The organism is Streptomyces sp. NPDC003036 (assembly GCF_040611175.1).
In the GTDB taxonomy this organism is placed as follows: domain Bacteria; phylum Actinomycetota; class Actinomycetes; order Streptomycetales; family Streptomycetaceae; genus Streptomyces.
This window is the reverse complement of the sequence record NZ_JBEXNO010000001.1, coordinates 182,003-204,985: the sequence shown is the minus strand read 5'-3', so window position 1 is coordinate 204,985 and position 22,983 is coordinate 182,003. Positions and strand designations below refer to the sequence as shown.

Annotated in this window: 18 protein-coding genes; 8 read left to right on the top strand and 10 right to left on the bottom strand. The window is 72.5% G+C overall.

Translation table 11 applies throughout. The annotated features are described in order from the left end of the window. Positions 1-50: 50 nt before the first annotated feature. The 3 genes from pheA (at position 51) to ABZX67_RS00905 (ending at position 3,646) form a co-directional block, all read left to right on the top strand. Positions 51-986, top strand: coding sequence for a prephenate dehydratase (gene pheA / locus ABZX67_RS00915; protein WP_355352361.1), 936 nt, complete (start codon positions 51-53; stop codon positions 984-986). Positions 987-1,544: 558 nt separating this feature from the next. Then, positions 1,545-2,822, top strand: coding sequence for a serine--tRNA ligase (gene serS / locus ABZX67_RS00910; RefSeq protein WP_355352358.1), 1,278 nt, complete (start codon positions 1,545-1,547; stop codon positions 2,820-2,822). Next, a complete protein-coding gene (locus ABZX67_RS00905) occupies positions 2,819-3,646 on the top strand; it encodes an HAD family hydrolase (protein WP_355352356.1) in 828 nt (275 codons plus the stop codon). Before serS ends, ABZX67_RS00905 begins: the two co-directional genes overlap by 4 nt. A gap of 166 nt (positions 3,647-3,812) precedes the next feature. On the opposite strand, the gene lpdA is transcribed toward ABZX67_RS00905, so the two are convergent. From lpdA to ABZX67_RS00880, 5 genes are all read right to left on the bottom strand, one after another. Continuing rightward, positions 3,813-5,216, bottom strand: coding sequence for a dihydrolipoyl dehydrogenase (gene lpdA / locus ABZX67_RS00900; protein WP_355352353.1), 1,404 nt, complete (start codon positions 5,214-5,216; stop codon positions 3,813-3,815). 91 nt (positions 5,217-5,307) lie between these two features. Continuing rightward, positions 5,308-6,027 carry an ABC transporter permease gene (locus tag ABZX67_RS00895; RefSeq protein WP_355352350.1) on the bottom strand — a complete coding sequence of 240 codons (720 nt, stop codon included), beginning with the start codon at positions 6,025-6,027 and terminating at the stop codon, positions 5,308-5,310. Positions 6,028-6,043: 16 nt separating this feature from the next. Next, positions 6,044-6,955, bottom strand: a complete 912-nt coding sequence (locus tag ABZX67_RS00890; RefSeq protein ID WP_355352347.1) for an ABC transporter ATP-binding protein — start codon at positions 6,953-6,955, stop codon at positions 6,044-6,046. After that, the gene (locus tag ABZX67_RS00885) at positions 6,952-7,860 is read right to left on the bottom strand and encodes an ABC transporter permease (RefSeq protein ID WP_355352344.1); all 909 of its coding nucleotides are present in this window, start codon (positions 7,858-7,860) and stop codon (positions 6,952-6,954) included. Before ABZX67_RS00885 ends, ABZX67_RS00890 begins: the two co-directional genes overlap by 4 nt. Next, the gene (locus tag ABZX67_RS00880) at positions 7,857-8,825 is read right to left on the bottom strand and encodes an ABC transporter ATP-binding protein (protein WP_355352726.1); all 969 of its coding nucleotides are present in this window, start codon (positions 8,823-8,825) and stop codon (positions 7,857-7,859) included. Before ABZX67_RS00880 ends, ABZX67_RS00885 begins: the two co-directional genes overlap by 4 nt. A 287-nt stretch (positions 8,826-9,112) precedes the next feature. On the opposite strand from ABZX67_RS00880, the gene ABZX67_RS00875 reads away from it, so the two are divergent. The 4 genes from ABZX67_RS00875 (at position 9,113) to ABZX67_RS00860 (ending at position 13,462) form a co-directional block, all read left to right on the top strand. Further along, a complete protein-coding gene (locus ABZX67_RS00875; protein WP_355352341.1) occupies positions 9,113-9,955 on the top strand; it encodes a M24 family metallopeptidase in 843 nt (280 codons plus the stop codon). Further along, the gene (locus tag ABZX67_RS00870) at positions 9,955-11,727 is read left to right on the top strand and encodes an SDR family oxidoreductase (RefSeq protein ID WP_355352338.1); all 1,773 of its coding nucleotides are present in this window, start codon (positions 9,955-9,957) and stop codon (positions 11,725-11,727) included. The genes ABZX67_RS00875 and ABZX67_RS00870 overlap by 1 nt, the downstream gene beginning before the upstream one ends. 71 nt (positions 11,728-11,798) lie before the next feature. After that, positions 11,799-12,770 carry a MerR family transcriptional regulator gene (locus ABZX67_RS00865; protein WP_355352335.1) on the top strand — a complete coding sequence of 324 codons (972 nt, stop codon included), beginning with the start codon at positions 11,799-11,801 and terminating at the stop codon, positions 12,768-12,770. Positions 12,771-12,913: 143 nt separating this feature from the next. After that, positions 12,914-13,462, top strand: coding sequence for an RNA 2'-phosphotransferase (locus tag ABZX67_RS00860; RefSeq protein WP_355352723.1), 549 nt, complete (start codon positions 12,914-12,916; stop codon positions 13,460-13,462). A gap of 64 nt (positions 13,463-13,526) precedes the next feature. On the opposite strand, the gene ABZX67_RS00855 is transcribed toward ABZX67_RS00860, so the two are convergent. After that, positions 13,527-14,426, bottom strand: a complete 900-nt coding sequence (locus ABZX67_RS00855) for an LLM class flavin-dependent oxidoreductase (protein ID WP_355352333.1) — start codon at positions 14,424-14,426, stop codon at positions 13,527-13,529. Positions 14,427-14,588: 162 nt separating this feature from the next. On the opposite strand from ABZX67_RS00855, the gene ABZX67_RS00850 reads away from it, so the two are divergent. Continuing rightward, positions 14,589-15,449: an HAD family hydrolase gene (locus ABZX67_RS00850; protein ID WP_355352330.1), complete on the top strand. Its 861-nt coding sequence runs from the start codon at positions 14,589-14,591 to the stop codon at positions 15,447-15,449. A gap of 15 nt (positions 15,450-15,464) precedes the next feature. Here ABZX67_RS00850 and ABZX67_RS00845 read toward each other — a convergent pair whose 3' ends face one another. The 4 genes from ABZX67_RS00845 to cydB all read right to left on the bottom strand — a co-directional run bounded on the left by ABZX67_RS00845 (position 15,465) and on the right by cydB (position 22,951). After that, the gene (locus ABZX67_RS00845) at positions 15,465-16,556 is read right to left on the bottom strand and encodes a M23 family metallopeptidase (protein ID WP_355352327.1); all 1,092 of its coding nucleotides are present in this window, start codon (positions 16,554-16,556) and stop codon (positions 15,465-15,467) included. Between the two features lie 161 nt (positions 16,557-16,717). Beyond that, positions 16,718-18,259 (bottom strand): GAF domain-containing protein, encoded by a 1,542-nt coding sequence (locus ABZX67_RS00840; protein ID WP_355352324.1) that lies wholly within the window; start codon positions 18,257-18,259, stop codon positions 16,718-16,720. Positions 18,260-18,296: 37 nt separating this feature from the next. Further along, on the bottom strand, positions 18,297-21,914 hold the full coding sequence (cydD, locus tag ABZX67_RS00835; protein ID WP_355352321.1) for a thiol reductant ABC exporter subunit CydD: 3,618 nt from the start codon (positions 21,912-21,914) through the stop codon (positions 18,297-18,299). A gap of 32 nt (positions 21,915-21,946) precedes the next feature. Further along, positions 21,947-22,951: a cytochrome d ubiquinol oxidase subunit II gene (cydB, locus tag ABZX67_RS00830; protein WP_355352318.1), complete on the bottom strand. Its 1,005-nt coding sequence runs from the start codon at positions 22,949-22,951 to the stop codon at positions 21,947-21,949. Between the last annotated feature and the right edge of the window lie 32 nt (positions 22,952-22,983).

Sequence of the window (22,983 nt, the reverse complement as noted above, 5' to 3'; positions counted from 1 at the left end):
TCCTCCAGCACCCTCGCGGCGCACTCGGCCGAGCGGACTATGGTGACGGTATGTCGGCCACGCGCTATACGTATCTCGGTCCCGAGGGCACCTTCACCGAAGCAGCCCTGCGTACGCTCCCGGAAGCCGCCACCCGGGAGCTCGTGCCGATGGTCTCCGTACCGGCGGCCCTGGACGCCGTGCGCAACGGGGAGGCCGCCGCCGCGCTCGTACCAATCGAGAACTCGGTGGAGGGCGGGGTGACCGCGACCCTCGACGAGCTCGCGGCGGGCGAGCCGCTGATGATCTACCGCGAGGTGCTGCTGCCGATCGCGTTCGCGCTGCTGGTGCGACCCGGCACGAAGCTGTCCGACGTCAAGACGGTGACCGGGCACCCGGTGGCCCAGCCGCAGGTGCGCAACTGGCTGCGGGCCCATCTGCCGGAGGCGGTGTGGGAGTCGGCCGCCTCCAACGCGGACGGGGCGCGGCTGGTGCAGGAGGGCCGGTACGACGCCGCCTTCGCGGGCGCCTTCGCGGCGGCGACGTACGGGCTGGAAGCCCTGGTCACCGAGATCCACGACGCCGAGAACGCGGAGACGCGGTTCGTGCTCGTGGGCCGCCCCGGCCGGCCCGCCGCGCCGACGGGCGCCGACAAGACGTCGATCGTCATCTGGCTGGGCGACGACCACCCGGGCGCGCTGCTGGAGCTGCTCCAGGAGTTCGCGGTACGGGGCGTGAACCTGATGCTCATCCAGTCGCGCCCGACCGGCGCCGGCATCGGCAACTACTGCTTCGCCATCGACGCCGAGGGCCACATCGCGGACCGGCGGGTCGGCGAGGCGCTGATGGGCCTGAAGCGCATCTGCCCGAAGGTGCGGTTCCTGGGGTCGTACCCCCGCGCGGGCATGACTCCCGAGGAGGTGGCCGCCCTGCGTCCCGGGACGTCCGACCACGACTTCACGGCCGCCTCGGACTGGCTGGCCCGCTGCTTGGACGGCCGGGCCTGAGGCATGGGCCGTCTCGGGCGGCCTCGCATCGCCTCACGCCGCCTCACGCCGCCTCACGCCGTCAAAAGTTATCCACAGGGCTGCTTCTCGACCTGGGGACAAGTCGACACAGCCAAGCCGACACACACCGACAACGTCGACAAATCGCCCCAGTCGCCGTAGGTGCCCCCAGGTACCCCCACGGGGTGCCATGTCGCCCCTCGTCACCCTCATTCCCTTGATCACCCCCTTAGGGGGTGGAATTCCCACTCGAATGAGTGCTGGAACGGGGTTTGACCAAGGAATCCTGTGGTCCGATTGCGGCATTCGCCGTGATCTTTTCCTGAGTCCACAGAACTTCCGCACAGTCTGTGGATAACTCAGCATGCGGACACCTCCCTGTGGACAACACCCGCCCCCGCACGGCCGCGTGACGCCTCCGCCCTCCGGACCCGTTCCGGGAATCGCCCCTTCCGGAGAAGGAAATCCGCCTTTATCGCCCGTCACCCACCCCCCGCGTTGTTTCATTCCGGCGATATCGGGTGGGGTGGCACGAGCACGCGACGGTAGCCTGGGGGGGTGATTGACCTTCGCCTGCTCCGTGAGGACCCCGACCGTGTTCGCGCCTCCCAGCGCGCCCGTGGAGAGGACGTCGGCCTCGTCGACGCCCTGCTCTCCGCCGATGAGCGGCGCAGGTCGTCCGGCGTCCGCTTCGACGAACTCCGCTCCGAGCAGAGGGCGCTCGGCAAGCTGATCCCCAAGGCCTCCCCCGAGGAGCGCGCCGAGCTCCTGTCGAAGGCCGAGCAGCTCAAGACGGACGTCAAGGCCGCCGAGGCCGAGCAGAACGAGGCCGACGAGGAGACCCGCCGGCTCCTCCTCCGGCTCGGCAACCTCGTCCACCCCGACGTGCCCGTCGGCGGCGAGGAGGACTTCGTCGTCCTGGAGACGCACGGCACGATCCGCGACTTCGGCGCCGAGGGCTTCGCGCCCAAGGACCACCTGGAGCTCGGCGAGGCGCTCGGCGCCATCGACGTCGAGCGCGGCGCGAAGGTCTCCGGCTCGCGCTTCTACTACCTGACGGGCGTCGGCGCCCTGCTGGAGCTCGCCCTCGTCAACGCCGCGATCGCGCAGGCGACGGCGGCCGGCTTCACCCCGATGCTGACGCCGGCGCTGGTGCGGCCGCGCGCCATGGAGGGCACCGGCTTCCTCGGCCAGGCCGCCGAGAACGTGTACCACCTGGAGAAGGACGACTACTACCTCGTGGGTACGTCCGAGGTGCCCCTCGCCGCGTACCACATGGACGAGATCATCAACGCCGACAAGCTGCCGCTGCGCTACGCCGGCTTCTCGCCGTGCTTCCGCCGCGAGGCCGGCACGTACGGCAAGGACACGCGCGGCATCTTCCGCGTGCACCAGTTCGACAAGGTCGAGATGTTCTCGTACGTCGCGCCCGAGGACGCCGAGGCCGAGCACAAGCGGCTCCTGGAGTGGGAGAAGCAGTGGCTGACCTCGCTGGAGCTGCCGTTCCAGGTGATCGACGTCGCCACCGGTGACCTGGGCGCCTCCGCCTCGCGCAAGTACGACTGCGAGGCGTGGATCCCGACGCAGGGCAAGTACCGCGAGCTGACGTCCGCGTCCAACTGCGACGGCTTCCAGGCGCGCCGCCTGTCCGTGCGCATGCGCGACGGCAAGAAGGTCCAGCCGCTGGCGACCCTGAACGGCACGCTGTGCGCGGTCCCGCGCACCATCGTCGCCCTCCTGGAGAACCACCAGCTCGCGGACGGCTCCGTGCGGGTGCCGGAGGTCCTCCGCCCGTACCTCGGCGGCCGCGAGATCCTGGAGCCGGTCGCCAAGTGACCTCCCGTCCGTACGGCTTCCCGTACAAACTCGTCGCGACCGACCTCGACGGGACGCTGCTGCGCTCCGACGAGTCGATCTCGGCCCGTACGCGCGACGCGCTCGCCGCCGTGACGGCGGCGGGCGCCGCGCACATCGTCGTGACCGGGCGGGCCGTGCCGTGGACCCGCCACATACTGGACGACCTCGGCTACGACGGTCTCGCGGTGTGCGGCCAGGGCGCGCAGGTCTACCACGCCGGCGAGCACCGCCTGCTGACCTCCGTGACCCTCGACCGCCAGCTCGCGGGCCTCGCCCTCTCCAAGCTGGAGGCGGAGGTCGGCCCCCTGGCGCTCGCCGCGAGCCGTGACGGCCTCGACGGCGAGGTCCTCGTCGGCCCCGGCTACCGCGTCCAGGAGGGCCCGCTGCCGTACGTCGCCTACGACGACCCGACCGAGGTCTGGTCGGCCCCGCTGACCAAGGTCTACATCCAGCACCCGGAGCTCGACGACGACGACCTCGCCCGCGCCGCCCGCGAGACGGTCGGCGGTCTGGTCGACGTCGTCATGGCGGGCCCCGGCGTGGTGGAGATCCTCCCCCTGGGCCTCAGCAAGGCGACCGGTCTCTCCCTGGCGGCCCGCCGCCTGGGCGTGAAGGCCGCGGACACGATCGCGTTCGGCGACATGCCGAACGACATCCCGATGTTCGCCTGGGCCGCGCACGGCGTCGCCATGGCCAACGCCCACGAGGACCTCAAGGCCGTGGCCGACGAGATCACCGCCTCGAACGAGGCGGACGGCATCGCGGTGACGCTGGAAGCGCTGCTGGCCGGCGCCGGCGCCTGAGGCGAACGGAACCCCGGGAGGGGGCGGCCCGCGCGGCCCGCATCGCGGGACGCGCGCTCGAAGCGGCCGCCCCCGGTCTCGGTGGCCTGCCCCACCAATGTCCCCCGCGCACGCGCCGCGGCGCCACCGGATTAACCACCGGTGACGCCGCGGGATCCCTAGGGGGTCAGAAGTTGATCATGTGGCCCGCGAGGCCGTGCACGGCCTCCTTGACCGCCTCGCCCAGCGTCGGGTGCGCGTGGACGTTGCGCGCCACCTCGTGGACCGTCAGGTCCCACTGCTGCGCCAGCGTCAGCTCGGGCAGCAGCTCCGTGACGTCCGGCCCGATCAGGTGGGCGCCGATGATCTCGCCGTACTTCGCGTCGCTGATCAGCTTCACGAAACCGGTGGTGTCGCCCAGCCCGTGCGCCTTGCCGTTCGCCATGAAGGGGAACTTCGCGACCTTGACGTCGAAGCCCTTCTCCCGCGCCTGCTCCTCCGTCCAGCCGAAGCTGGCGATCTGCGGCTGGCAGTACGTGGCGCGCGGGATCATCGGGTAGTCGAGCTCCATCGTCTCCGCGCCCGCGATGGTCTCGGCCGCCACGACACCCATCGCCTCGGCGGTGTGCGCGAGCATCAGCTTCGCCGTCACGTCGCCGATCGCGTAGATGTGCGGCACCGACGTGCGCGAGCGCCCGTCGACGTCGATCGCGCCGCGCTCGGTGAGCTGCACGCCCGTGTTCTCCAGGCCGTACCCCTCGACGTTCGGAGCGAAGCCGATCGCCTGGAGCACCTTGTCGGCCTCCAGGACCTGCTGCTTGCCGTCCTTGCCGGTCACGGTGACCCGTACCTGCGGGCCCGACTCGTCGATCGACTCGACCCGCGTGGAGGTCAGGACGTCGATGCCGAGCTTGCGGTACTGCTTCGCCAGCTCCGCCGAGACGTCCTTGTCCTCCAACGGCGCGATCCGGTCGAGGAACTCGACGATGGTGACCTTCACGCCGTAGTTGTGGAGCACGTACGCGAACTCGATGCCGATCGCGCCGGCACCCGCGATCACGATCGAGCGCGGCAGCTCGTCGCTGAGGATCTGCTCCTCGTACGTCACGACCCGCTCGCTGCGGCGCGTGCCCGGCAGCAGGCGCGGGGTGGCGCCGGTCGCGATGATGCAGTGGTCGAACGAGATCGTGGTCGTGGTGCCGTCGGTCAGCGCGACCTGCATCGTGTTCGCGTCCAGGAAGGTGCCCCGGCCGCCGAACTCGGTGATCTTGTTCTTCTTCATCAGGAAGTGGACGCCCTTGACCCGGCCGTCGGCGACCGTGCGGCTGCGCCGGAACGCCTCGCCGTAGTCGAAGGACACCTCGCCGTCCACCTTGATGCCGTACGTCTTCGCCTCGTGCGTGAAGAGGTGCGCCAGCTCGGCGTTGCGCAGCAGCGCCTTGGTGGGGATGCAGCCGACGTTCAGGCAGACACCGCCCCAGTACTTCTCCTCGACCACCGCGACCCGCTTGCCCAGCTGGGCGGCGCGGATGGCGGCGACGTATCCGCCGGGGCCTGCTCCGAGTACGACGACGTCGAAGCGGTCTGACATGGCTTGCTCCCCAGGTTGTGAGTGCGTGCGAGTCGTTCGGCCCCACAGTAATCCCGGGGAGAAGCGGCCACCCGCCGTTGAGACGTACGCCCTACTCCTCCCCGGCCAGGGTGAGCGTCCGCAGCTTCTGCCCGGCGTACCACGTCGCCGCCACCGTCACCCCGGCCAGCAGCACCGTCGCCACCGGCAGGGCGACGTCCGAGGCGATGAGCCCCGCGCCGCTGACCTCCTCGGCCACGGCGAGCGCCCACTGCTGGACGCTCAGCGTGCGCGCCCCGGCGATCAGCGAGCCGAACAGCGCCTCCCACAGCAGCGCGTACACGAGCCCGATGACCACCGCGTGGCGGCTGACCGTGCCGAGGAGCAGGAAGAGCGCGCTGTACGCGATCGAGGCGACGAGCGCGGCGACGGTGTACGCGACCGCCACCTGCCCGCCGTTGCCGTTGAGGATCAGCCCGGCGAGGAACGTCGGCACGGCCGAGAAGACCATGGTCACGGCGATGGCCACGATGAGCTTGGTGAAGATGATGGTGGGCCGCTTCACCGGCTTGGCGAGCAGGTAGACGATCGAGCCGTCGTCGATCTCCGGCCCGATCGCGCCGGTTCCGGCGATGACGCCGATCAGCGGCACCATGGTGGCGAGCGCGAACCCGCCCAGGACGTCGGCGGCGATCTGGTCGTCGGCGCCGTTGAAGGTGCGGACGGCGGCCGCGATGAGCAGCAGCAGCGCGGGCAGCACGAAGAGGATCGCGGCCCGGCGGCGGCCGAGCAGGGCCCGGTAGGTGAGCCGGGCGACAGTGGGGTCGTACATGGTCGTGAGGCTCCCTTCAGGCCGTGACGAGGTACGAGAAGACCGACTCGAGGGACTCGTCCGAGGGCGAGACCGTCAGCAGCCGGATGGAGTGCGCGCGGGCGACCTTCGGCAGCAGTTCCGTGAACCGGCCGAAGTCCACCGCCTGGATGTGCAGGGCGCCTTCCGCCGTGTCCACCTCGATGCCGGCGGTGGACGGGTCGGCGATCAGCGCGGCCGCGAGCGCGCGGTCGTCGCTGGAGCGGACCAGGTAGCGGTGCGGGCGGTCCGTCATCAGGCGGCGGATGCGTCGGAAGTCGCCGCTCGCGGCGTGCCGTCCGGCGACGATGACCTCGATGTGGGAGGCGAGCTGCTCGACCTCCTCCAGGATGTGCGAGGAGAACAGGACCGTGCGCCCCTCGGCGCCCATTCGCCGCAGCAGCTCCATGAGTTGCATGCGCTGGCGCGGGTCCATGCCGTTGAACGGCTCGTCCAGCAGCAGCACCGACGGCTCGTGGACGAGGGCCGAGGCCATCTTCACGCGCTGCCGCATGCCCTTGCTGTACGTCGCGATCTTGCGGTCCTGTGCGTACTCCATCTCCACCGTGGCCAGGGCCTTCTGGGCCTCGGCCGCGCCCAGGCCGTGCAACTCGGCGTTGGCGACGACGAATTCGCGGCCGGTGAGGAAGTCGTACATCGCCTCCCGCTCCGGTACGACGCCGATCCGGCGGTAGACGGACTCGTTGCGCCAGATCTGCTCCCCGTCGAGGGTGACCGATCCGGTGGAGGGGGCGAGGAAGCCGCCCATCATGTTGATCAGGGTGGACTTGCCGGCGCCGTTCGGGCCGAGCAGTCCGGTCACCCCCGGCCCGATGGTCATGCTGACGTCGTTGACGGCCACGACATTGCCGAACCAGCGGGAAGCGTGGTCGATGTGGAGCGTTGTCACAGCCCGGCCTTTCGGTAGCGGCGCATCAGGACGCCGTACGAACCAGCGATGAGCGCGAGGACGACCAGCAGGTACACCACGCCGGCACCGGCGCCCGGCCCCGCCTCGGCGGGGAAGGACGACGTGGCACCGAGGAAGGCGGTCTGTACGCCGTCGACGAGGGTGATGGGCGAGAACAGGCCCAGCCACGGGATGGCGTCCAGGGAGTCCGTGCCCCAGGCGATCGCCTGGAGCGTGGAGACGGCTCCGTACGAGATGGTGAGGGCGGCGATGACGGCGGCGACGCCGAAGCCGCGGCGCGGGGTCAGCGCGGCCAGGACGAGCCCGATGCCGCCGAAGAGCAGGGACAGCAGCGCCACGGAGACCAACCCCTGTGCGAAGCCCTTGGTCTGATCGGCGAAGTCCATCTTCGCCAGCAGAGACCCGATGTAGAGGATGAGCAGCGGCGAGGCGGTGAGGATGAACAGCGCCGACGCCATCGCGCCGTACTTGGCGAGCACATAGTCGACGCGCTCGATCGGGCGGGAGAAGTACAGCGGTACGGTCTTGAACCGCAGGTCGCGGGAGACGGACTGGGGCGCCTGGGCGGCCAGATAGAGCCCGATGAGCGCCTGCGTGAAGATCGCGTACCGGGTGTACTCCATGGGGAGTTGCGTCATCTTGGTGGCGACGGCCACGGCGACGACGACCAGCGCCGGGATGCACATCACCGCGAAGAGGATCATCGGCAGGACCTTGGACTTGGCGCTGCGGCCGAGTCCGTACGCGCCGCGCAGCGACTGCGAGAAGAGCGAGCGGCGCGCGTACGCCCGGCCGAGGCGCGGCCCGTCGTAGCCGCGGTAGCCGATGTTGTGGATCTGGGTCTGGGTCTGGGACGGGTTCTGGTTCTGGGTCTCGGTGCTCATCGGGGCTGCGCCTCCAGGGACGGGGCCTTGGCGGTCTCCGGCCGGAACACCTCGGCGATGTGGTGGCGGCGCTGTTCCATCCGTACGAGGCCGAGGCCGAGCTCGGCGACGGTGTCGCGCACGATGTCGTACGTCTCCTCGCCGGTCGCCTCCAGGAGCAGGATGTGCCCGGCGCCCGGCAGGCCGTCCTCCACGCGCGCGTGGAGGCTGATTCCGGCGGCCGTGAGCGCCGCGCGCAGCGCCGCCGTGCCGTCGGGGTGCGTGTCGGAGTCGGTGACCTCGACCGCGAGGGTGGTGGTGACCTGGGTGAAGTCGCTGGTGGAGCTGGAGCGCAGCAGCCGGCCGCCGTCGATGACGACGACGTGGTCACACGTGCGTTCCAGCTCGCCGAGGAGGTGGGAGGTGACCAGGACCGAGATGCCGAAGTCGGTGTACACGCGGCGGATCAGGCCGAGCATCTCGTCGCGGCCGACCGGGTCCAGGCCGTTGGTCGGCTCGTCGAGCAGGACCAGTTTCGGGTCGTGGACGAGGGCCTGGGCGAGCTTCACGCGCTGCTTCATGCCGGTGGAGTAGCCGCCGATGGGGCGGTAGCGCTCCTCGTACAGGCCGACGTGGCGCAGGGTGTCGGCGGTGCGCTCGCGGGCGGCGGTGGGCGGCAGGCCGGACATGCGGGCCATGTGCACGACGAACTCGGTGGCCGAGACGTCGGGCGGCAGGCAGTCGTGCTCGGGCATGTAGCCGACCTGCTCGCGGATGGCGGCGCCGCTGGTGGCGACGTCGAGGCCGAGGACCTCGGCGCGGCCCTCGGTGGCGGGGGACAGGCCCAGCAGGATCTTGATCATGGTGGACTTGCCGGCTCCGTTGGCACCCACCAGTCCGGTCACACCGGGCCCGATGTCCAGGGAGAGCCGGTCGAGAGCGGTCACCCTGGGGAACCGCTTGCTGAGGCTTTCGGTCGCGATCACAGTCACGCTTCGACGGTAGTGGCGGACACCACAGCGGGCGTCAGACCTGGCGGCTGGATCGGTGTCCGACTCAAGGCGTACGGGCCCGTAGGGGAGCCCGTCGGGAGGTCGCTTACGGGCCGGGTCCGGGTCGGGCACGGGTCGGGTCCGGGTGGGGTCCGGGTCGGGGTTTTCCACAGGCGGTGCACGACCCTTGACGCAGCCGTCGGGCATTGTCACATTCATCAGTGTCACGTTACGGACGCGTAGCGCGCATCCAGCACCGCACACACGGGACGGACGGTGGCATGACGTCGGTAGTGGCAGTCGAACGCGGCGCGGAGCTGCGCGGCTTCAGGGAAGTGCAGCGCCTGGCGTACGAGTGCGCCGAGGCGGTCGCCGCGCGGCTCACGCCCGGCGTGACCGAGCGCGAGGCGGCGCGGATGCAGCGCGCGTGGCTGCGCGAGCGGGGCGTGCGGGACTGGTTCCACCTCCCCTTCGCCTGGTTCGGCGACCGCACGGCGTTCGTGAACTTCCGGATACCGCTGCAGTTCTTCCCGACGAACCGGCGGCTGGAGCCGGGGATGCCGTTCATCCTCGACATGGCGCCGGTGTACAAGGGCTTCACCGCCGACATCGGCTACTCGGGCTGCCTCGGCCTCAACCCGGTCCACGACAAGCTCCTGGCCGACCTGCGCGAGCACCGGGAGCTGATCCTGCGCGAGGTGCGGGAGCGGCGCCCCCTGCGGGAGATCTACGAGGACGTCGACCGGCTCATGGTGCGGCAGGGGTACGCCAACCGGCACCGCGCCTATCCCTTCGGCGTGATCGCCCACAAGGTCGACCGGGTCGCGCAGCGCCGCTGGTCGCCGACGCTCTTCGGCTTCGGTACGCAGGCGCTGAAGGGGCTGGCGAGCGACGCCCTGCACGGCCACCGCGAGGGCTGGTCGCCGCTGTGGTCGCCGTACGCCTTCTCCGACCACCCGCCGCGGCCGGGGCTGTGGGCGGTCGAGCCGCACCTCGGCTTCCGGGGCACGGGCGCGAAGTTCGAGGAGCTCCTGGTGGTCACGGACTCGCGGGACCCGGAGGAGAGCGCGTTCTGGCTGGACGACGATCTGCCGCACGTGCGGCGCTGGGCGGAGGGTGTGTGATGACGTCGCTGGACGCGCGCGAGCGCCGGATTCGTACGGGCGGGATCGAGCTGTGCGTCGCCGAGCTGGGGGACGCCTCACGGCCGACGGTCGTGCTCGTCCACGGCTACCCGGACTCCAAGGAGGTGTGGTCCGAGGTCGCGTCCCGGCTCGCCGGCGACTTCCACGTGGTGCTGTACGACGTACGCGGCCACGGCCGGTCGAGCGCGCCCAAGCCGCTGCGCGGCGGGTTCACGCTGGAGAAGCTGACGGACGACTTCCTGGCCGTCGTGGACGCGGTCAGCCCGGACCGGCCGGTGCACCTGGTCGGGCACGACTGGGGCTCGGTGCAGTCGTGGGAGTTCGTCACGGTGAAGCGCACCGAGGGCCGGATCGCCTCCTTCACCTCGATGTCCGGCCCGTCCCTGGACCACTTCGGGCACTGGATCAAGCAGCGCATGGCCCGGCCCACTCCGCGCAGGATCGGCCACCTCCTCGGTCAGGGTGCCAAGTCCTGGTACGTCTACCTGCTGCACACGCCCAAGCTGCCGGAGCTGGCCTGGCGCGGGCCGCTCGGCAAGCGGTGGCCGGCGCTCCTGCGCCGCGTCGAGAAGCTGCCGGACACCGGCTATCCGACCGCGTCCCTGCCCTCGGACGCGGCGCACGGCGCCTGGCTGTACCGGGACAACGTCCGGTCCCGCTTGCGGCACCCGCGCTCCGACGCGTACGCCCACGCGCCCGTGCAGCTGATCGTGCCGACCGGTGACGTGTTCCTGTCGGAGCGGCTCTACGACGACCTCGGCGCGTGGGTCCCGCGGCTGGTGCGGCGCACCCTGCCCGCGAAGCACTGGGTGCCGCGGACCCGGCCCGACCAGCTGGCCGCCTGGATCACCGAGTTCGTGACGGCCCACGAGGAGCGGGACCAGGGCGCCGAGCTGCCCGGCCCGGTGGCCTCCGGGCGGCCGTACGCCGACCGGTTCGGCGGGCAGCTGGTGCTGGTCACCGGCGCGGCGGGCGGCATCGGGCGGGCCACCGCCTTCGCGTTCGCCGAGGCGGGCGCGCGGGTGGTGGCGGTCGACCGGGACGCGGAAGGCGCGGCGCGCACGGCCGAACTGGCACGGCTGATCGGGGCGCCGCAGGCCTGGGCGGAGGTGGCGGACGTGAGCGACGAGCAGGCCATGGAGAAGCTCGCCGAGAAGGTCGCCGCCGAGTACGGCGTCGTGGACGTGCTCGTGAACAACGCCGGGATCGGCATGGCCGGTTCCTTCTTCGACACGACGAGCGAGGACTGGAAAAAGGTCCTCGACGTCAATCTGTGGGGTGTCATCCACGGCTGCCGGCTGTTCGGCGGGCAGATGGCCGAGCGGGGCCAGGGCGGCCACATCGTCAACATCGCGTCGGCGGCCGCCTTCCAGCCCTCCCGGGAGCTGCCCGCGTACAGCGCCTCCAAGGCAGCGGTGCTGATGCTCAGCGCGTGCCTGCGCGCCGAGCTGGCCGGGCAGGGCATCGGGGTCACGGCGATCTGCCCGGGCATCGTGAACACCAACATCACCGCCACCGCGCGCTTCGCCGGGGTGTCGGAGGACGAGGAGAAGCGCCGGCAGAAGAGGACGGCCAGGCTGTACGGGCTGCGCAACTACCCGCCGGAGAAGGTGGCCGACGCGATCCTGCGCGCCGTCGCCGGGAACCAGGCGGTGGTGCCGGTCACCCCGGAGGCCAGGGGCGCCCACCTCCTGTCCCGCCTCGCGCCCCGCGCGCTGCGGGCGCTGGCCAGGGTGAAGCCCCCGGTGTAGGCCGGGTGGGGACGTACGATCCCTCGCACGGATGCCCGGGTGTCGGGACCGCAGGCAGGCAGGGAGCGGGTGTGGACGAGCGGACCGAGAACCCGGCCGAGAACCGGGCCGAGTACCGGATCGAGTACCGGATCGAGGATCTGGCGCATCGCAGCGGTGCCACGGTCCGCACCATCCGCGCCTACCAGGACCGGGGGCTGCTGCCAAAGCCGGAGCGGCGCGGGCGGTCCAACGTCTACGGCGAAGCCCACCTGACCCGGCTCCGGCAGATCGCCGACCTGCTGGACCGCGGCTACACTCTCGCCTCCATCAAGGAGCTCCTGGAGGCGTGGGACGCGGGCCGGGGCCTCGGCGGGGTGCTGGGGCTGGTCGCGGAGGTGAACGGCCCGTGGACCGACGAGAAGGCGGACCGCATCACGCGCGCCGAGCTGGACGCCGCCTTCGGCGGCACGCCGGACGAGCGGGCCGTGGAGGAGGCGATCGAGCTCGGCGTGCTCGAACGCGTCCCGGGGCGCGACGACGAGTTCCTCGTCCCGAGCCCCCAGGAGCTCGCCGTGGCGGCCGAGTTGTACGCCGCCGGGGTCCCGCTGCTGGCAATCGCCGGGCACCTGAGGGAACTTCGCGGCCAGGTGGAGCACATAGCGCACCGCTTCCTGGAGTTCACCACGGAGCACGTCTTCGCGCGGTACCTGGAGCACCGGCCGCCGACGGACGCGGACGCGGCGGAGGCGGCGACGCTGGTGCGGCGGCTGCGCCCGCTCGCCCAGCAGACGGTCGACGCCGAACTGGCTCGTGCCATGCGGACGTTCGCCACCCGGCACCTCCAGCAGCACCTCGCGCCGGAGGCCTCGCTCCCGCAGGACGTCGAGTCGAGGGCGGTGCCTCTTCCCGCCGACACGATTCGCGCCGTCCACCGGCTCGTCGGCCCCGAGAACGCTTCGGCCTTCATCGCGGCGGCGGCCGAACGGGAGGTTCGGGCACGGACGTTGGACGCCCTCGCGTCACACCACGGCAAGAGCCGTGAAGTTGATCAAATACCCTGACGGACGGGGTTGGTTGTCCACAGATTCGTCAATTCCTCTGTGGATAACCGGGGTTGGCTGTGGACCAAACCTACCGACCGTAATTTCTATGGCAAGACATGCGTGATCCCTGACACGCTGCGCGCATGAACGCGACGAGCGGCATGGACGACAGGCGCACCGTGAAGGTGTCGAAGTACCTGTCGAAGCACCTGCGCCACCAACCCGACAGGATCGGCCTCACCCTCGACCCGCACGGCTGGGTCGCGATCGACGACCTGTTGCGGGCGGCCGCCGAACACGGCGTGCGGATCAGCCGGGCCGAGCTGGAGCACGTCGTCGCCGTCAACGACAAGCAGCGCTTCACGATCGACACCGAGCACGACCGGATCCGCGCCAACCAGGGCCACACGGTCGACGTCGACCTCGACCTGCCGCCGGCGACTCCGCCCGCGTACCTCTACCACGGCACGGTCGCCCGCGCCCTGCCCGCGATCCGTGCCGAGGGCCTGCGCCCCATGGCCCGGCACCACGTCCACCTGTCGCCGGACCGGGAGACCGCCACGCGCGTAGGAGCCCGGCGCGGCCGGCCCGTCGTCCTCGCCGTGGACGCCGGGGCCATGGCGCGCGACGGCCATGTCTTCCACGTGACGGCCAACGGCGTCTGGCTCACCGACGCCGTGCCCCCCGCGTACCTGCGCTTCCCCGGCTGATCGGCCTTGGGGCGGGTCAGCCGGGATGCGCGTCATCCGGGATTTGCGTCATCCGGGATGCGCGTCAGCCCAGCTGCGCGGGCGCCTCGGCCGCGATGCGCTCGAAGACCGCCGGGTCGGCGGCGAACCGGGTGCCCGGGATCGGCGTGTGGAGGACGATCTCGGTGAAGCCCAGCTCCCGGTGGCGCCCCGCGAAGTCCACGAAGGCGTCGACCGACTCCAACACCGCGCTGCCCTCCGGTGTGAACCCGGTCAGCAGGACCTTGTCCAGCTCCGCCGGCTCGCGCCCGACATCCGCGCACGCCTTGGCGAGCCGCTCCAGCTGCCCGCGTATCGCCTCCCGCGACTCCTCGGGCGTGCCCGTCTCCGACACCTTGGGGTCACCGGTCGTCACCCAGGCCTGTCCGTGCCGCGCCGCGAGCTTCAGCCCGCGCGGTCCGGTCGCCGCCACGGCGAACGGCAGCCGGGGCCGCTGCACGCACCCGGGGATGTTCTGCGCCTCGCGCGCCGAGTAGAACCGGCCCTCATGCGTGACGGTGTCCTCGCTCAGCAGCCGGTCCAGCAGCGGCAGGAACTCCCCGAACCGGTCGGCGCGCTCACGCGGGGACCACGCCTCCTGCCCGAGCGCCGTCGCGTCGAACCCGATGCCGCCCGCGCCGATGCCGAGCGTGACCCGGCCGCCGGAGAGGTCGTCGAGGGTGATCAGCTCCTTGGCGAGGGTGACCGGGTGCCGGAAGTTCGGCGAGGTGACCAGCGTGCCGAGCCGTATCCGCTCGGTCGCGCCGGCCGCCGCGGTCAGCGTCGGTATCGCGCCGAACCAGGGACCGTCGCGGAACGGCACCCGCCAGGACAGGTGGTCGTAGGTGTACGCCGCGTGGAAACCGAGCTGCTCGGCCCGCAGCCACGCGTCGCGGCCGCCTTCGTGCCATCGGTGGTAGGGAAGGATCACGGTACTCAGACGCATACGACGACCCTACGCGGCACCACCGACAACCCCGCCGACCGTGGCGTGCGGGCGCTCCCCCTCCCGAACACCTGTCACCATCCGGTCACTCTCGGCCAATCCCGGTGGCTCACATGTGCATATGCCTGCACGACCGTGCATCCGGTACGGGACAATGGAACGGTGACCTCCTCAGCGACCTCTCCCCGACTGCGGCCGACGGCTCACAGACGTCCCCGCCTGATCGCCACCGACCTGGACGGCACGCTTCTGCGCGACGACAAGTCCGTTTCCGACCGTACGGTCGCGGCCCTCGCCGCCGCCGAGGAGGCGGGGATCGAGGTCTTCTTCGTCACCGGCCGGCAGGCTCGCTGGATGGACGTCGTCGCCGACCACGTCCACGGCCACGGCCTGGCGATCTGCGCCAACGGCGCGGCCGTCGTCGACCTCCACGCCGGCGGCAGGCTCCTGAAGGTCCGCCCCCTGGGGCGGGACGCCGCCCTCCACGTCGTCCAGGCCCTGCGCAGGGAGGCGCCCGGCACGGCGTTCGCGGTCGAGCTCACCACCGGCTTCCACCACGAGCCGCAGTACACCCCCGTCTTCATCGACGCGGGCGCCACCGTCGCCGAGGTGGAGAAGCTGCTGCACGAGGACGAGCCCGGCACCGGCGCTCCCATACTGAAGATGCTCGCCCACCACGACGAACTCACCCCGGACGGCTTCCTCGCCCTCGCCCGCGCCGCCGCCGGCGACCGCGCCGCCATCACCCGCTCCAGCACCACCGCGCTGCTGGAGGTCAGCGGCCTCGGCGTCTCCAAGGCCAGCACCCTCGCCCTGTGCTGCGCCGAGCGCGGCATCTCCGCCGACGAGGTCGTCGCGTTCGGCGACATGCCCAACGACATCGAGATGCTGACGTGGGCGGGCCGCTCGTACGCGATGGGCAACGCCCACCCGGACGTCGTCGCCGCCGCCTCCGGCCGTACCGTCGCCAACAACGAGGACGGCGTCGCCGTCGTCATCGAGTCCATCCTCGCGGGCGCCTGACCCCCTCGCCCGGGCTCACTCGCGCAGCCGCACCCCGTGCTCGCGCAGCCAGCGCACCGGGTCGACGGCGGAGCCGTACTGCGGAGTGAGCCGTACCTCGAAGTGCAGGTGCGGCCCCGTCGAGTTGCCCGTGGTGCCCGCCTGCCCGATCCACTGCCCCGTCCGCACCCGCTCGCCCTTGCCCACGCCGGGCGCGGACAGGTGCGCGTACTGCGAGTACCAGCCGTTCTCGTGCCGTACGACCACCTCGATCCCGAAGGCGCCCCCGCACGACACCGACTGCACCCGCCCCGCGCCGATCGACCGCACCGGTGCGCCGAGGTCCACCGCGAAGTCCTGGCCCGTGTGCCGGTGGGACCAGCGCCCGCCCGCGCTGTCGAACCGGGCCGACAGCCGGTAGTCCGTCACCGGGGCCACCCAGGCGGGGCCCCTGCCGCCCGCTCCGCGACCTCCGGGAGCCTTTCCGTCGCGCCGGCCGATCCGTACCGTGCCCCGGCACCGCCCTGTCGCCACACTGCGCTGCGCCTCGGCGTGCAGCCGCTGCTGGGCGCTCACCAGCCGGGCCTCGATGCCCCGCTTGATCGCCGCCAGCCGGGAGGTGCGCAGGTCCAGCGCGTGCCACGCCGCCCGCGCGTTCTGCTCGGCGACCGTCAGGCGGCGTTCCGCCGTGCGGGCCTGCTCCATGAGCCGGTTGACGGACCGGGCCGCCTGTCCGGCGAGCCGCTGCGCCCTCATCACCTCGTTCGGGTCGTCGGCCAGCAGCAACCGCGCGGTCATCGCGAGGGAGCCGCCCGTGCGGTACTGCACCCGGGCGACCTCGCCCACCCGGTCGTACAGGAGCGCCACCTCACGCCGCTTCTCGCCGAGCTCCTCCTGGAGCCGGGCGGCCGTCGCCCGCTGCGCGGCGGCCGCGCGCCTGCCCTGCTCGTACGCGTCGGTGGCCCGCCCCGCCTCGTCGTACAACCGCGCCACCTCGGCCCCCACGGCGACGGGGCCGTCGTGCCGCTCGTGCCCGGCGGCCTGCGGGGGCGGCGGCAGCAGGACCAGCACGGCCACCACCAGCACGAGCAACGGCCGGCCGGCGGACGCGCGGGGACGGAGAACCATGCAGGGATGGTGACGCCGTGCCCGCCGGTTCTCGTGGACCCGAAGGGCCCCGTACCGCCGTCCGGCCTACGCCCCTACGCCCGGCCGGCCTACTACGCCCCCTCACCGACGTACAGCAGTGCGCCTACGGCAGCGCACTACGGCGGGCGCTACCGCGGTGCCTACAGCGGTGCTTCCCACACCACCGTCGTACCGGCGCCGCCCGCTCCCAGGCCCGGTTCGAGGCGGCTGGACCCGCCCAGCGACTCCGCCCGCCGGGCCAGGTTCCGCAGGCCGCTGCGCCGCCCGCCCTCCGGGACGCCCACCCCGTCGTCGGCGACGGTCAGCCGTACGCCCTCGGTGCCGTCCGCCAGCCGCGCGGTCGCGTCCACGACCACCTCGATCCGCCGCGCCCGCGCGTGCCGGAAGGCGTTGGACAGCGCCTCGCGCAGCGCGGCGACGAGGTTCTTGCCGGTCAGCTCGCCGACCGCCGCGTCCACCGGACCGACGAAGCGGTACGAGGGCTTGAAGCCGAGCGGTACGGCCGCCATGTTGATCTCCCGCAGCACGCGCGTGCCCAGCCCCGCCGGTGCCTCGCCCGGCCCCTGCTGGAGCGCGAAGACGGCGGTACGCACCTCCTGGATGGTCGTGTCCAGCTCCTCCACGGCCTTCGCCACACCGTCCCGGACGGCGGGCACCGCCGAGCCTCGCTGGACGCTCTCCAGCGTCATCCCCGTCGCGAAGAGCCGCTGGATGACCAGGTCGTGCAGGTCACGGGCGATCCTGTCCCGGTCCTCGTACACCGCGAGCCGCTCCCGGTCCCGCTGCGCCTCCGCCACCATCAGCGCCAGCGCGGCCTGGGAGGCGAACCGCGCCGCCAGCGCGCGCTCCGCCCCGGTGAACGGGCGGGCACCGGGCGCGCGCGGGATGGCGAGCGCGCCGAGCACCCGGCCGCCGCTCCACAGCGGCAACAGCATGCCGGGCCCGTACGGCCGTGCCAGAGCGGCGTTCACCTCCCGCATGCGCGGGTCGCCCGCCGCGTCCCCGACGTACACGGCCTCCCCGGCCAAGAGCCGCTCCACGACCGGGCTCGCGCGCGGGACGACCACGCCCAGCGCCTTGCCGGCCTCGGGGTCGTCGGAGTCGACGGCGACGATCTCCAGACCCTCATCCGCCGGCAGCAGCACGACTCCGGCGGCGGCTTCGGCGAGCCGCCGGGCCTGTTCGGCGACGACCGTGAGCGCGTCGTCGGTGTCCCCGCCCGACAGCAGCGCCGTGGTGACGGCGACCGATCCGTCGATCCACCGCTCGCGCCGGCGGGCGGCCTCGTAGAGCCGGGCGTTGCCGATCGCGATCCCCGCTTCGGCGGCCAGGACCCGCACCATGCGCAGGTCGGATGTGCTGAACTCGCCGCCGCCCCGCTTTCCCGCCAGGTACAGGGTGCCGAAGGCCTCGCCCTGGACGCGGACCGGAGCCCGGACGAAGCTCCGCGTCGGCGGGTGCGCCGGCGGGGAACCGTCCGGCACGCCATCCGGGACGCTGTACGTGACGGAGGCGGACACCCCGCCCCCGCCTTCCTCGTCGAGCACCCGGAGCGCGGCGTAACGCGCGCCGGCGAGCTCGGCGGCGGTCCGGCAGATCCGCTCCAGGGTGGCGTCCGGCTCCAGCCCGGTGCCGACGGACCGCATCGCCTCCAGCAACCGCGGCACGCGAGGATCCGTCATGGACTTGAGCGTAATAAGTCCCTTTTAGGAGCGAAAGTCAGGCGCGTGCCGCCGCGTGCAGGACATCGGCGGCCTGCTCCCGCTCCCGCATGCGCCGCAGCGGCCCCTCGTTGGCGGCCAGTTCGGCGTACGGGCCCCGCTGCACGATCCGGCCGCCCTCCAGGACGACGACCTCGTCGACCGCCTCCAGGCCGTGCAGCCGGTGCGTGATCAGCACGGTCGTACGGCCCTCGGTGGCGCGCAGCAGATCGTCGGTGAGCGCGTCGGCGGTGGCCAGGTCCAGGTGCTCGGCGGGCTCGTCCAGCACGAGCACGGGGAAGTCGGCCAGCAGCGCGCGGGCGAGCGCGAGCCGCTGGCGCTGACCGCCCGAGAGCCGGGCGCCGTGCTCGCCGACGAGCGTGTCCAGGCCGTCCGGCAGCGCGTCGGCCCACTCCAGCAGCCGGGCCCGGTCCAGCGCGCGGCGCAACGCGTCGTCGCTCGCGCCCGGACGGGCCAGGCGCAGGTTCTCCCGGATGGTGCTGTCGAAGATGTGGGCGTCCTGGGCGCACAGCCCGACCATGCGGCGCACGTCGTCGCCGTCGAGCGCGCCCGCGTCCACGCCGCCGATCCGGTACGTGCCCGAGCGCGCGTCCAGGAACCGCAGCAGCACCTGCGCGACGGTGGTCTTGCCCGCCCCGGACGCGCCGACGACGGCGACCCGCCGGCCGGCCTCCAGCCGCAGGTCGAAGTCGGCGAGGGCGTCCCGCTCCTGCCCGGCGTACCGTGCGGAAAGCCCGCGCACCTCCACCGGGAAGGGTCCCTCGGGTGCCGCCGCCGGCCGTTCCGGCTCCCGTACGGGGACGGGGGCGTCGAGCACCTCGTACACCCGCTCGGCGCCGCGCCGGACGCGCTGGCGGTACTGGACGGCGAGCGGAAGCCCGATGACTGCCTCGAACGCGGCGAGCGGGACGAGGACGACGACGGCGAGGGACACGCCGTCGAGCCGGCCGTCCCGTACCGCCTGCACACCCACGAGCGCGGCCGCCGCCACCGTCACCCCGGTGAGCAGCGCGGAAAGCCCGCCGCCCAGCGCGGTGGCGGACGCCTGCCGCGACGCGATGCGCGTCAGCGCGGCGTCGGCCTCACGCACCCGGTCCGCACGCCCCTTGAGGGCTCCGGCCACCGTGAGCTCCGCGCAGCCGCGCAGCAGGTCGACGGCGGCCACGGCCAGGGCACCACGCGCGGGCGCGAGCCGGCCCTCGGCCCGCCGGGCGGTCGCCCCGCTGACCAGCGGCACACCCACCCCCGCGAGGAGGAGCCCGGCCGCCAGGACGGCTCCCGCCTCGGGCAGCAGCCACGCCGTGAAGCCGACGGCCCCGGCGCCGACGACCACGGCGGACCCGGCGGGCAGCAGCCACCGGAGCCAGTAGTCCTGGAGGGAGTCCACGTCGGAGACGAGCCTCGACAGCAGGTCACCCCGGCGGGCCGTACGCAGCCCGGCGGGCGCGATCCGCTCCAGCCTGCGGTACACGGCGACCCTGACCTCGGCGAGCACCCGCAGCACGGTGTCGTGCGCCACGAGCCGCTCGGCGTACCGGAACACGGCCCGGCCGATCCCGAACGCCCGAGTCGCCGTCACGGCCACCATCAGGTACAGCACGGGCGGCTGCTCCGAGGCCCGCGAGATGAGCCACCCGGACACCCCCATGAGCCCGACGGCCGACCCCAGGGCCAGGCTCCCCAACCCCAACGCCACCCACAACCGCGCACGCCACTCCCCCGCCAACTCCCGCACCCACCGCAACGCGGCAGCACCCGGCCCGGCGGCCGCTCCTGCGCCTGAAGCCGGCGCACCCGCAGACTTCGCGCCCACGCGGGCGGAAGCCTCGGCACCCGCGCTCGCATCAGCAGGTTCCACCTCCGCGCGGCGCGCAGCGCCCGCGCCCGAGGCCGTGGGGGCGTCAGCCCCCACGAACAACTCCTGCCCCGGGGTCCGGGGCGGAGCCCCGGTTCCGGGAAGGGGAGGGGCGGGGGAAGAGCCCCGCAGCGCCACCACCCGATCCGCCACCTCCAGCAGCGCCGGCCGATGCACCACCAACAGCACCGTCCGCCCCGCCACCAGCCGCCTCACCGCGGCCACCACCCCCGCCTCGGTCTCCCCGTCCAGCGCCGCCGTCGGCTCGTCGAGCAACAGCACGGGCCGGTCGGCCAGGAACGCCCGCGCCAGCGCCAGCCGCTGCCGCTGTCCCGCCGACAGCCCGGCGCCGTCCTCGCCCAGCACGGTCCCGGGCCCCGCCGGCAACGCGTCGACGAACTCCGCCGCCCCCGCGTCCCGCAGCGCCCGCGCGACCGCCGCGTCGTCCGCGTCCGGCCGGGCCAGGCGCACGTTCTCCGCGATGGTCCCGGCGAACAGGTACGGCCGCTGCGGCACCCACGCCACCTGCTCCCGCCACCGCTCCAGGTCCAGCGACCCGAGCTCGACGCCCCCGACCAGCACGCGGCCACCGTCGGCCGCCGGCTCCGCGAAGCCCAGCACCACATCGAGCAGCGTCGACTTCCCCACTCCGCTCGGCCCGACCAGGGCCACGGTCTCGCCCTCCTCCACGACCAGGGAGGCCGCGTCGAGCGAGGGCTCGGCGCGCCCGGCGTGGCGTACGGTCACGGCGTCCAGCTCCAGGCGCACCGGCCCGGCGGGCACGGCACCGGTGCCGCCCGCCCGCACCGGGGTCTCCAGGACGTCGAAGATCTCCTCCGCGGCCGCGAGCCCCTCCGCCGCCGCGTGGTACTGCGCCCCGACCTGCCGCAGCGGCAGGTACGCCTCGGGCGCCAGCACCAGGATCACGAGACCCGTGTACAGATCCAGGTCCCCGTGGACCAGCCGCATGCCGACGCCGACGGCCACCAGCGCCACCGACAGCGTCGACAGCAGCTCCAGGGCGAACGACGACAGGAAGGCGATCCGCAGGGTCCGCACGGTCGCCTGCCGGTACTCCGAGGTGATCGCCCGGATCGACTCGGCCTGCGCCTTCGCGCGCCCGAAGACCTTCAGGGTCGGCAGCCCCGCCACCACGTCCAGGAAGTGCCCGGACAGCCTCGACAGGAGCTTCCACTGCCGGTCCATCCGGGCCTGGGTGGCCCATCCGATGAGCACCATGAAGACGGGGATCAGCGGCAGCGTCCCCACGATGATCGCCGCCGACACCCAGTCCTCGGTGACGATCCGCGCGAGGACTGCCACCGGCACCACCACGGCCAGCCCCAGCTGCGGCAGGTACCGGGCGAAGTAGTCGTCGAGGGCGTCCACGCCCCGGGTGGCCAGGGCCACCAGCGACCCGACCCGCTGCCCGCTCAGCCAGCCCGGCCCCAGCTCGGCCGCACGCTCCAGCAGCCGCCCCCGCAGCTCGGACTTGACCGCCGCGCTGGCCCGGTGGGCGGCGAGCTCGGTCAGCCATGACACGAGCCCCCGCCCCACCGCGACCGCCGCCAGCAGCAGCATCGGCGTCGCCAGGTCGGACGCATCCAGCCCCTGCTGGAAGGCGCCCACCACCACCTCGGCGATGAGCATCGCCTGGGCGACGACCAGACCCGCGCCGAGCAGACCGAGCACCACCACCGCCGCCAGGAAGAGGCGGGTGGCACGGGCGTACCGGAGCAGGCGCGGGTCGATCGGTTTCACGTGAAACATCCCCTACTGGATGAGCGGCATCACTAGTGAGCGGCGTCGGCGATGTGCTGCGTACCGATGCGCTTGCGGAACACCCAGTACGTCCAGCCCTGGTACAGCAGCACCAGCGGCGTGGCGATCGCCGCACACCAGCTCATGATCTTGAGCGTGTACGGGCTGGACGCCGCGTTGGTGACCGTGAGGCTCCACCGGGGGTCCAGCGAGGACGGCATGACGTTCGGGAAGAGGGTCAGGAAGAGCATCGCGACCGCGGCCGCGATCGTGACGCCGGACAACGCGAACGACCAGCCCTCGCGCCCCGCCTTGATGGTCACGACCGCACCGATGAGCGACACCACGGCGACGACCATCACCACCAGGCTCGCCCCGTCGCCCCGCGCGACCTGTGTCCAGCTCAGGAAGGCGAGGACGAGGGCGGCGGTGATCAGCCCGAGCGTCAGTGCCAGCTTGCGTGCCCGCACCCGGATGTCCCCCACCGTCTTCAGCGCGGTGAAGACCGTGCCGTGGAAGGTGAACAGGGTCAGGGTGACGAGCCCGCCCAGAAGAGCGTACGGGTTGAACAGGTCCGCGAGCGTGCCCACGTACTCCTTGGTGGCGTCGATCTTCACGCCGCGCACGATGTTCCCGAAGGCCACGCCCCACAGGAACGCGGGGATCAGCGAGGTCCAGAAGATCGCCTGCTCCCAGTTGTGCTGCCACCGCTCCTCGGGCCGCTTGGCGCGGTACTCGAAGGCGACACCGCGCACGATCAGGCACACCAGGATGAGCAGCAGCGGCAGGTAGAAGCCGGAGAAGAGCGTGGCGTACCAGTCCGGGAAGGCGGCGAAGGTCGCGCCGGCGGCGGTGAGCAGCCACACCTCGTTGCCGTCCCAGACGGGCCCGATGGTGTTGATCAGCACCCGCTTCTCGACCCGGTTGCGGGCGAGCAGCTTGGTGAGGACACCGACTCCGAAGTCGAATCCCTCCAGGAAGAAGTAGCCCGTCCACAGGACGGCGATGACGACGAACCAGACGTCGTGGAGTTCCATGCCTCAGCTCCCAGTCCTTGAGTGAAGGGCCA

Bases quoted from the DNA above. Each gene is read 5' to 3' on its own strand.
- pheA (WP_355352361.1), top strand. From the start codon at position 51: ATGTCGGCCACGCGCTATACGTATCTCGGTCCCGAGGGCACCTTCACC.
- lpdA (WP_355352353.1), bottom strand. From the start codon at position 5,216: ATGTCAGACCGCTTCGACGTCGTCGTACTCGGAGCAGGCCCCGGCGGA.
- ABZX67_RS00895 (WP_355352350.1), bottom strand. From the start codon at position 6,027: ATGTACGACCCCACTGTCGCCCGGCTCACCTACCGGGCCCTGCTCGGC.
- ABZX67_RS00885 (WP_355352344.1), bottom strand. From the start codon at position 7,860: ATGAGCACCGAGACCCAGAACCAGAACCCGTCCCAGACCCAGACCCAG.
- ABZX67_RS00875 (WP_355352341.1), top strand. From the start codon at position 9,113: ATGACGTCGGTAGTGGCAGTCGAACGCGGCGCGGAGCTGCGCGGCTTC.
- ABZX67_RS00870 (WP_355352338.1), top strand. From the start codon at position 9,955: ATGACGTCGCTGGACGCGCGCGAGCGCCGGATTCGTACGGGCGGGATC.
- ABZX67_RS00860 (WP_355352723.1), top strand. From the start codon at position 12,914: ATGGACGACAGGCGCACCGTGAAGGTGTCGAAGTACCTGTCGAAGCAC.
- ABZX67_RS00855 (WP_355352333.1), bottom strand. From the start codon at position 14,426: ATGCGTCTGAGTACCGTGATCCTTCCCTACCACCGATGGCACGAAGGC.
- ABZX67_RS00845 (WP_355352327.1), bottom strand. From the start codon at position 16,556: ATGGTTCTCCGTCCCCGCGCGTCCGCCGGCCGGCCGTTGCTCGTGCTG.
- ABZX67_RS00840 (WP_355352324.1), bottom strand. From the start codon at position 18,259: ATGACGGATCCTCGCGTGCCGCGGTTGCTGGAGGCGATGCGGTCCGTC.
- cydB (WP_355352318.1), bottom strand. From the start codon at position 22,951: ATGGAACTCCACGACGTCTGGTTCGTCGTCATCGCCGTCCTGTGGACG.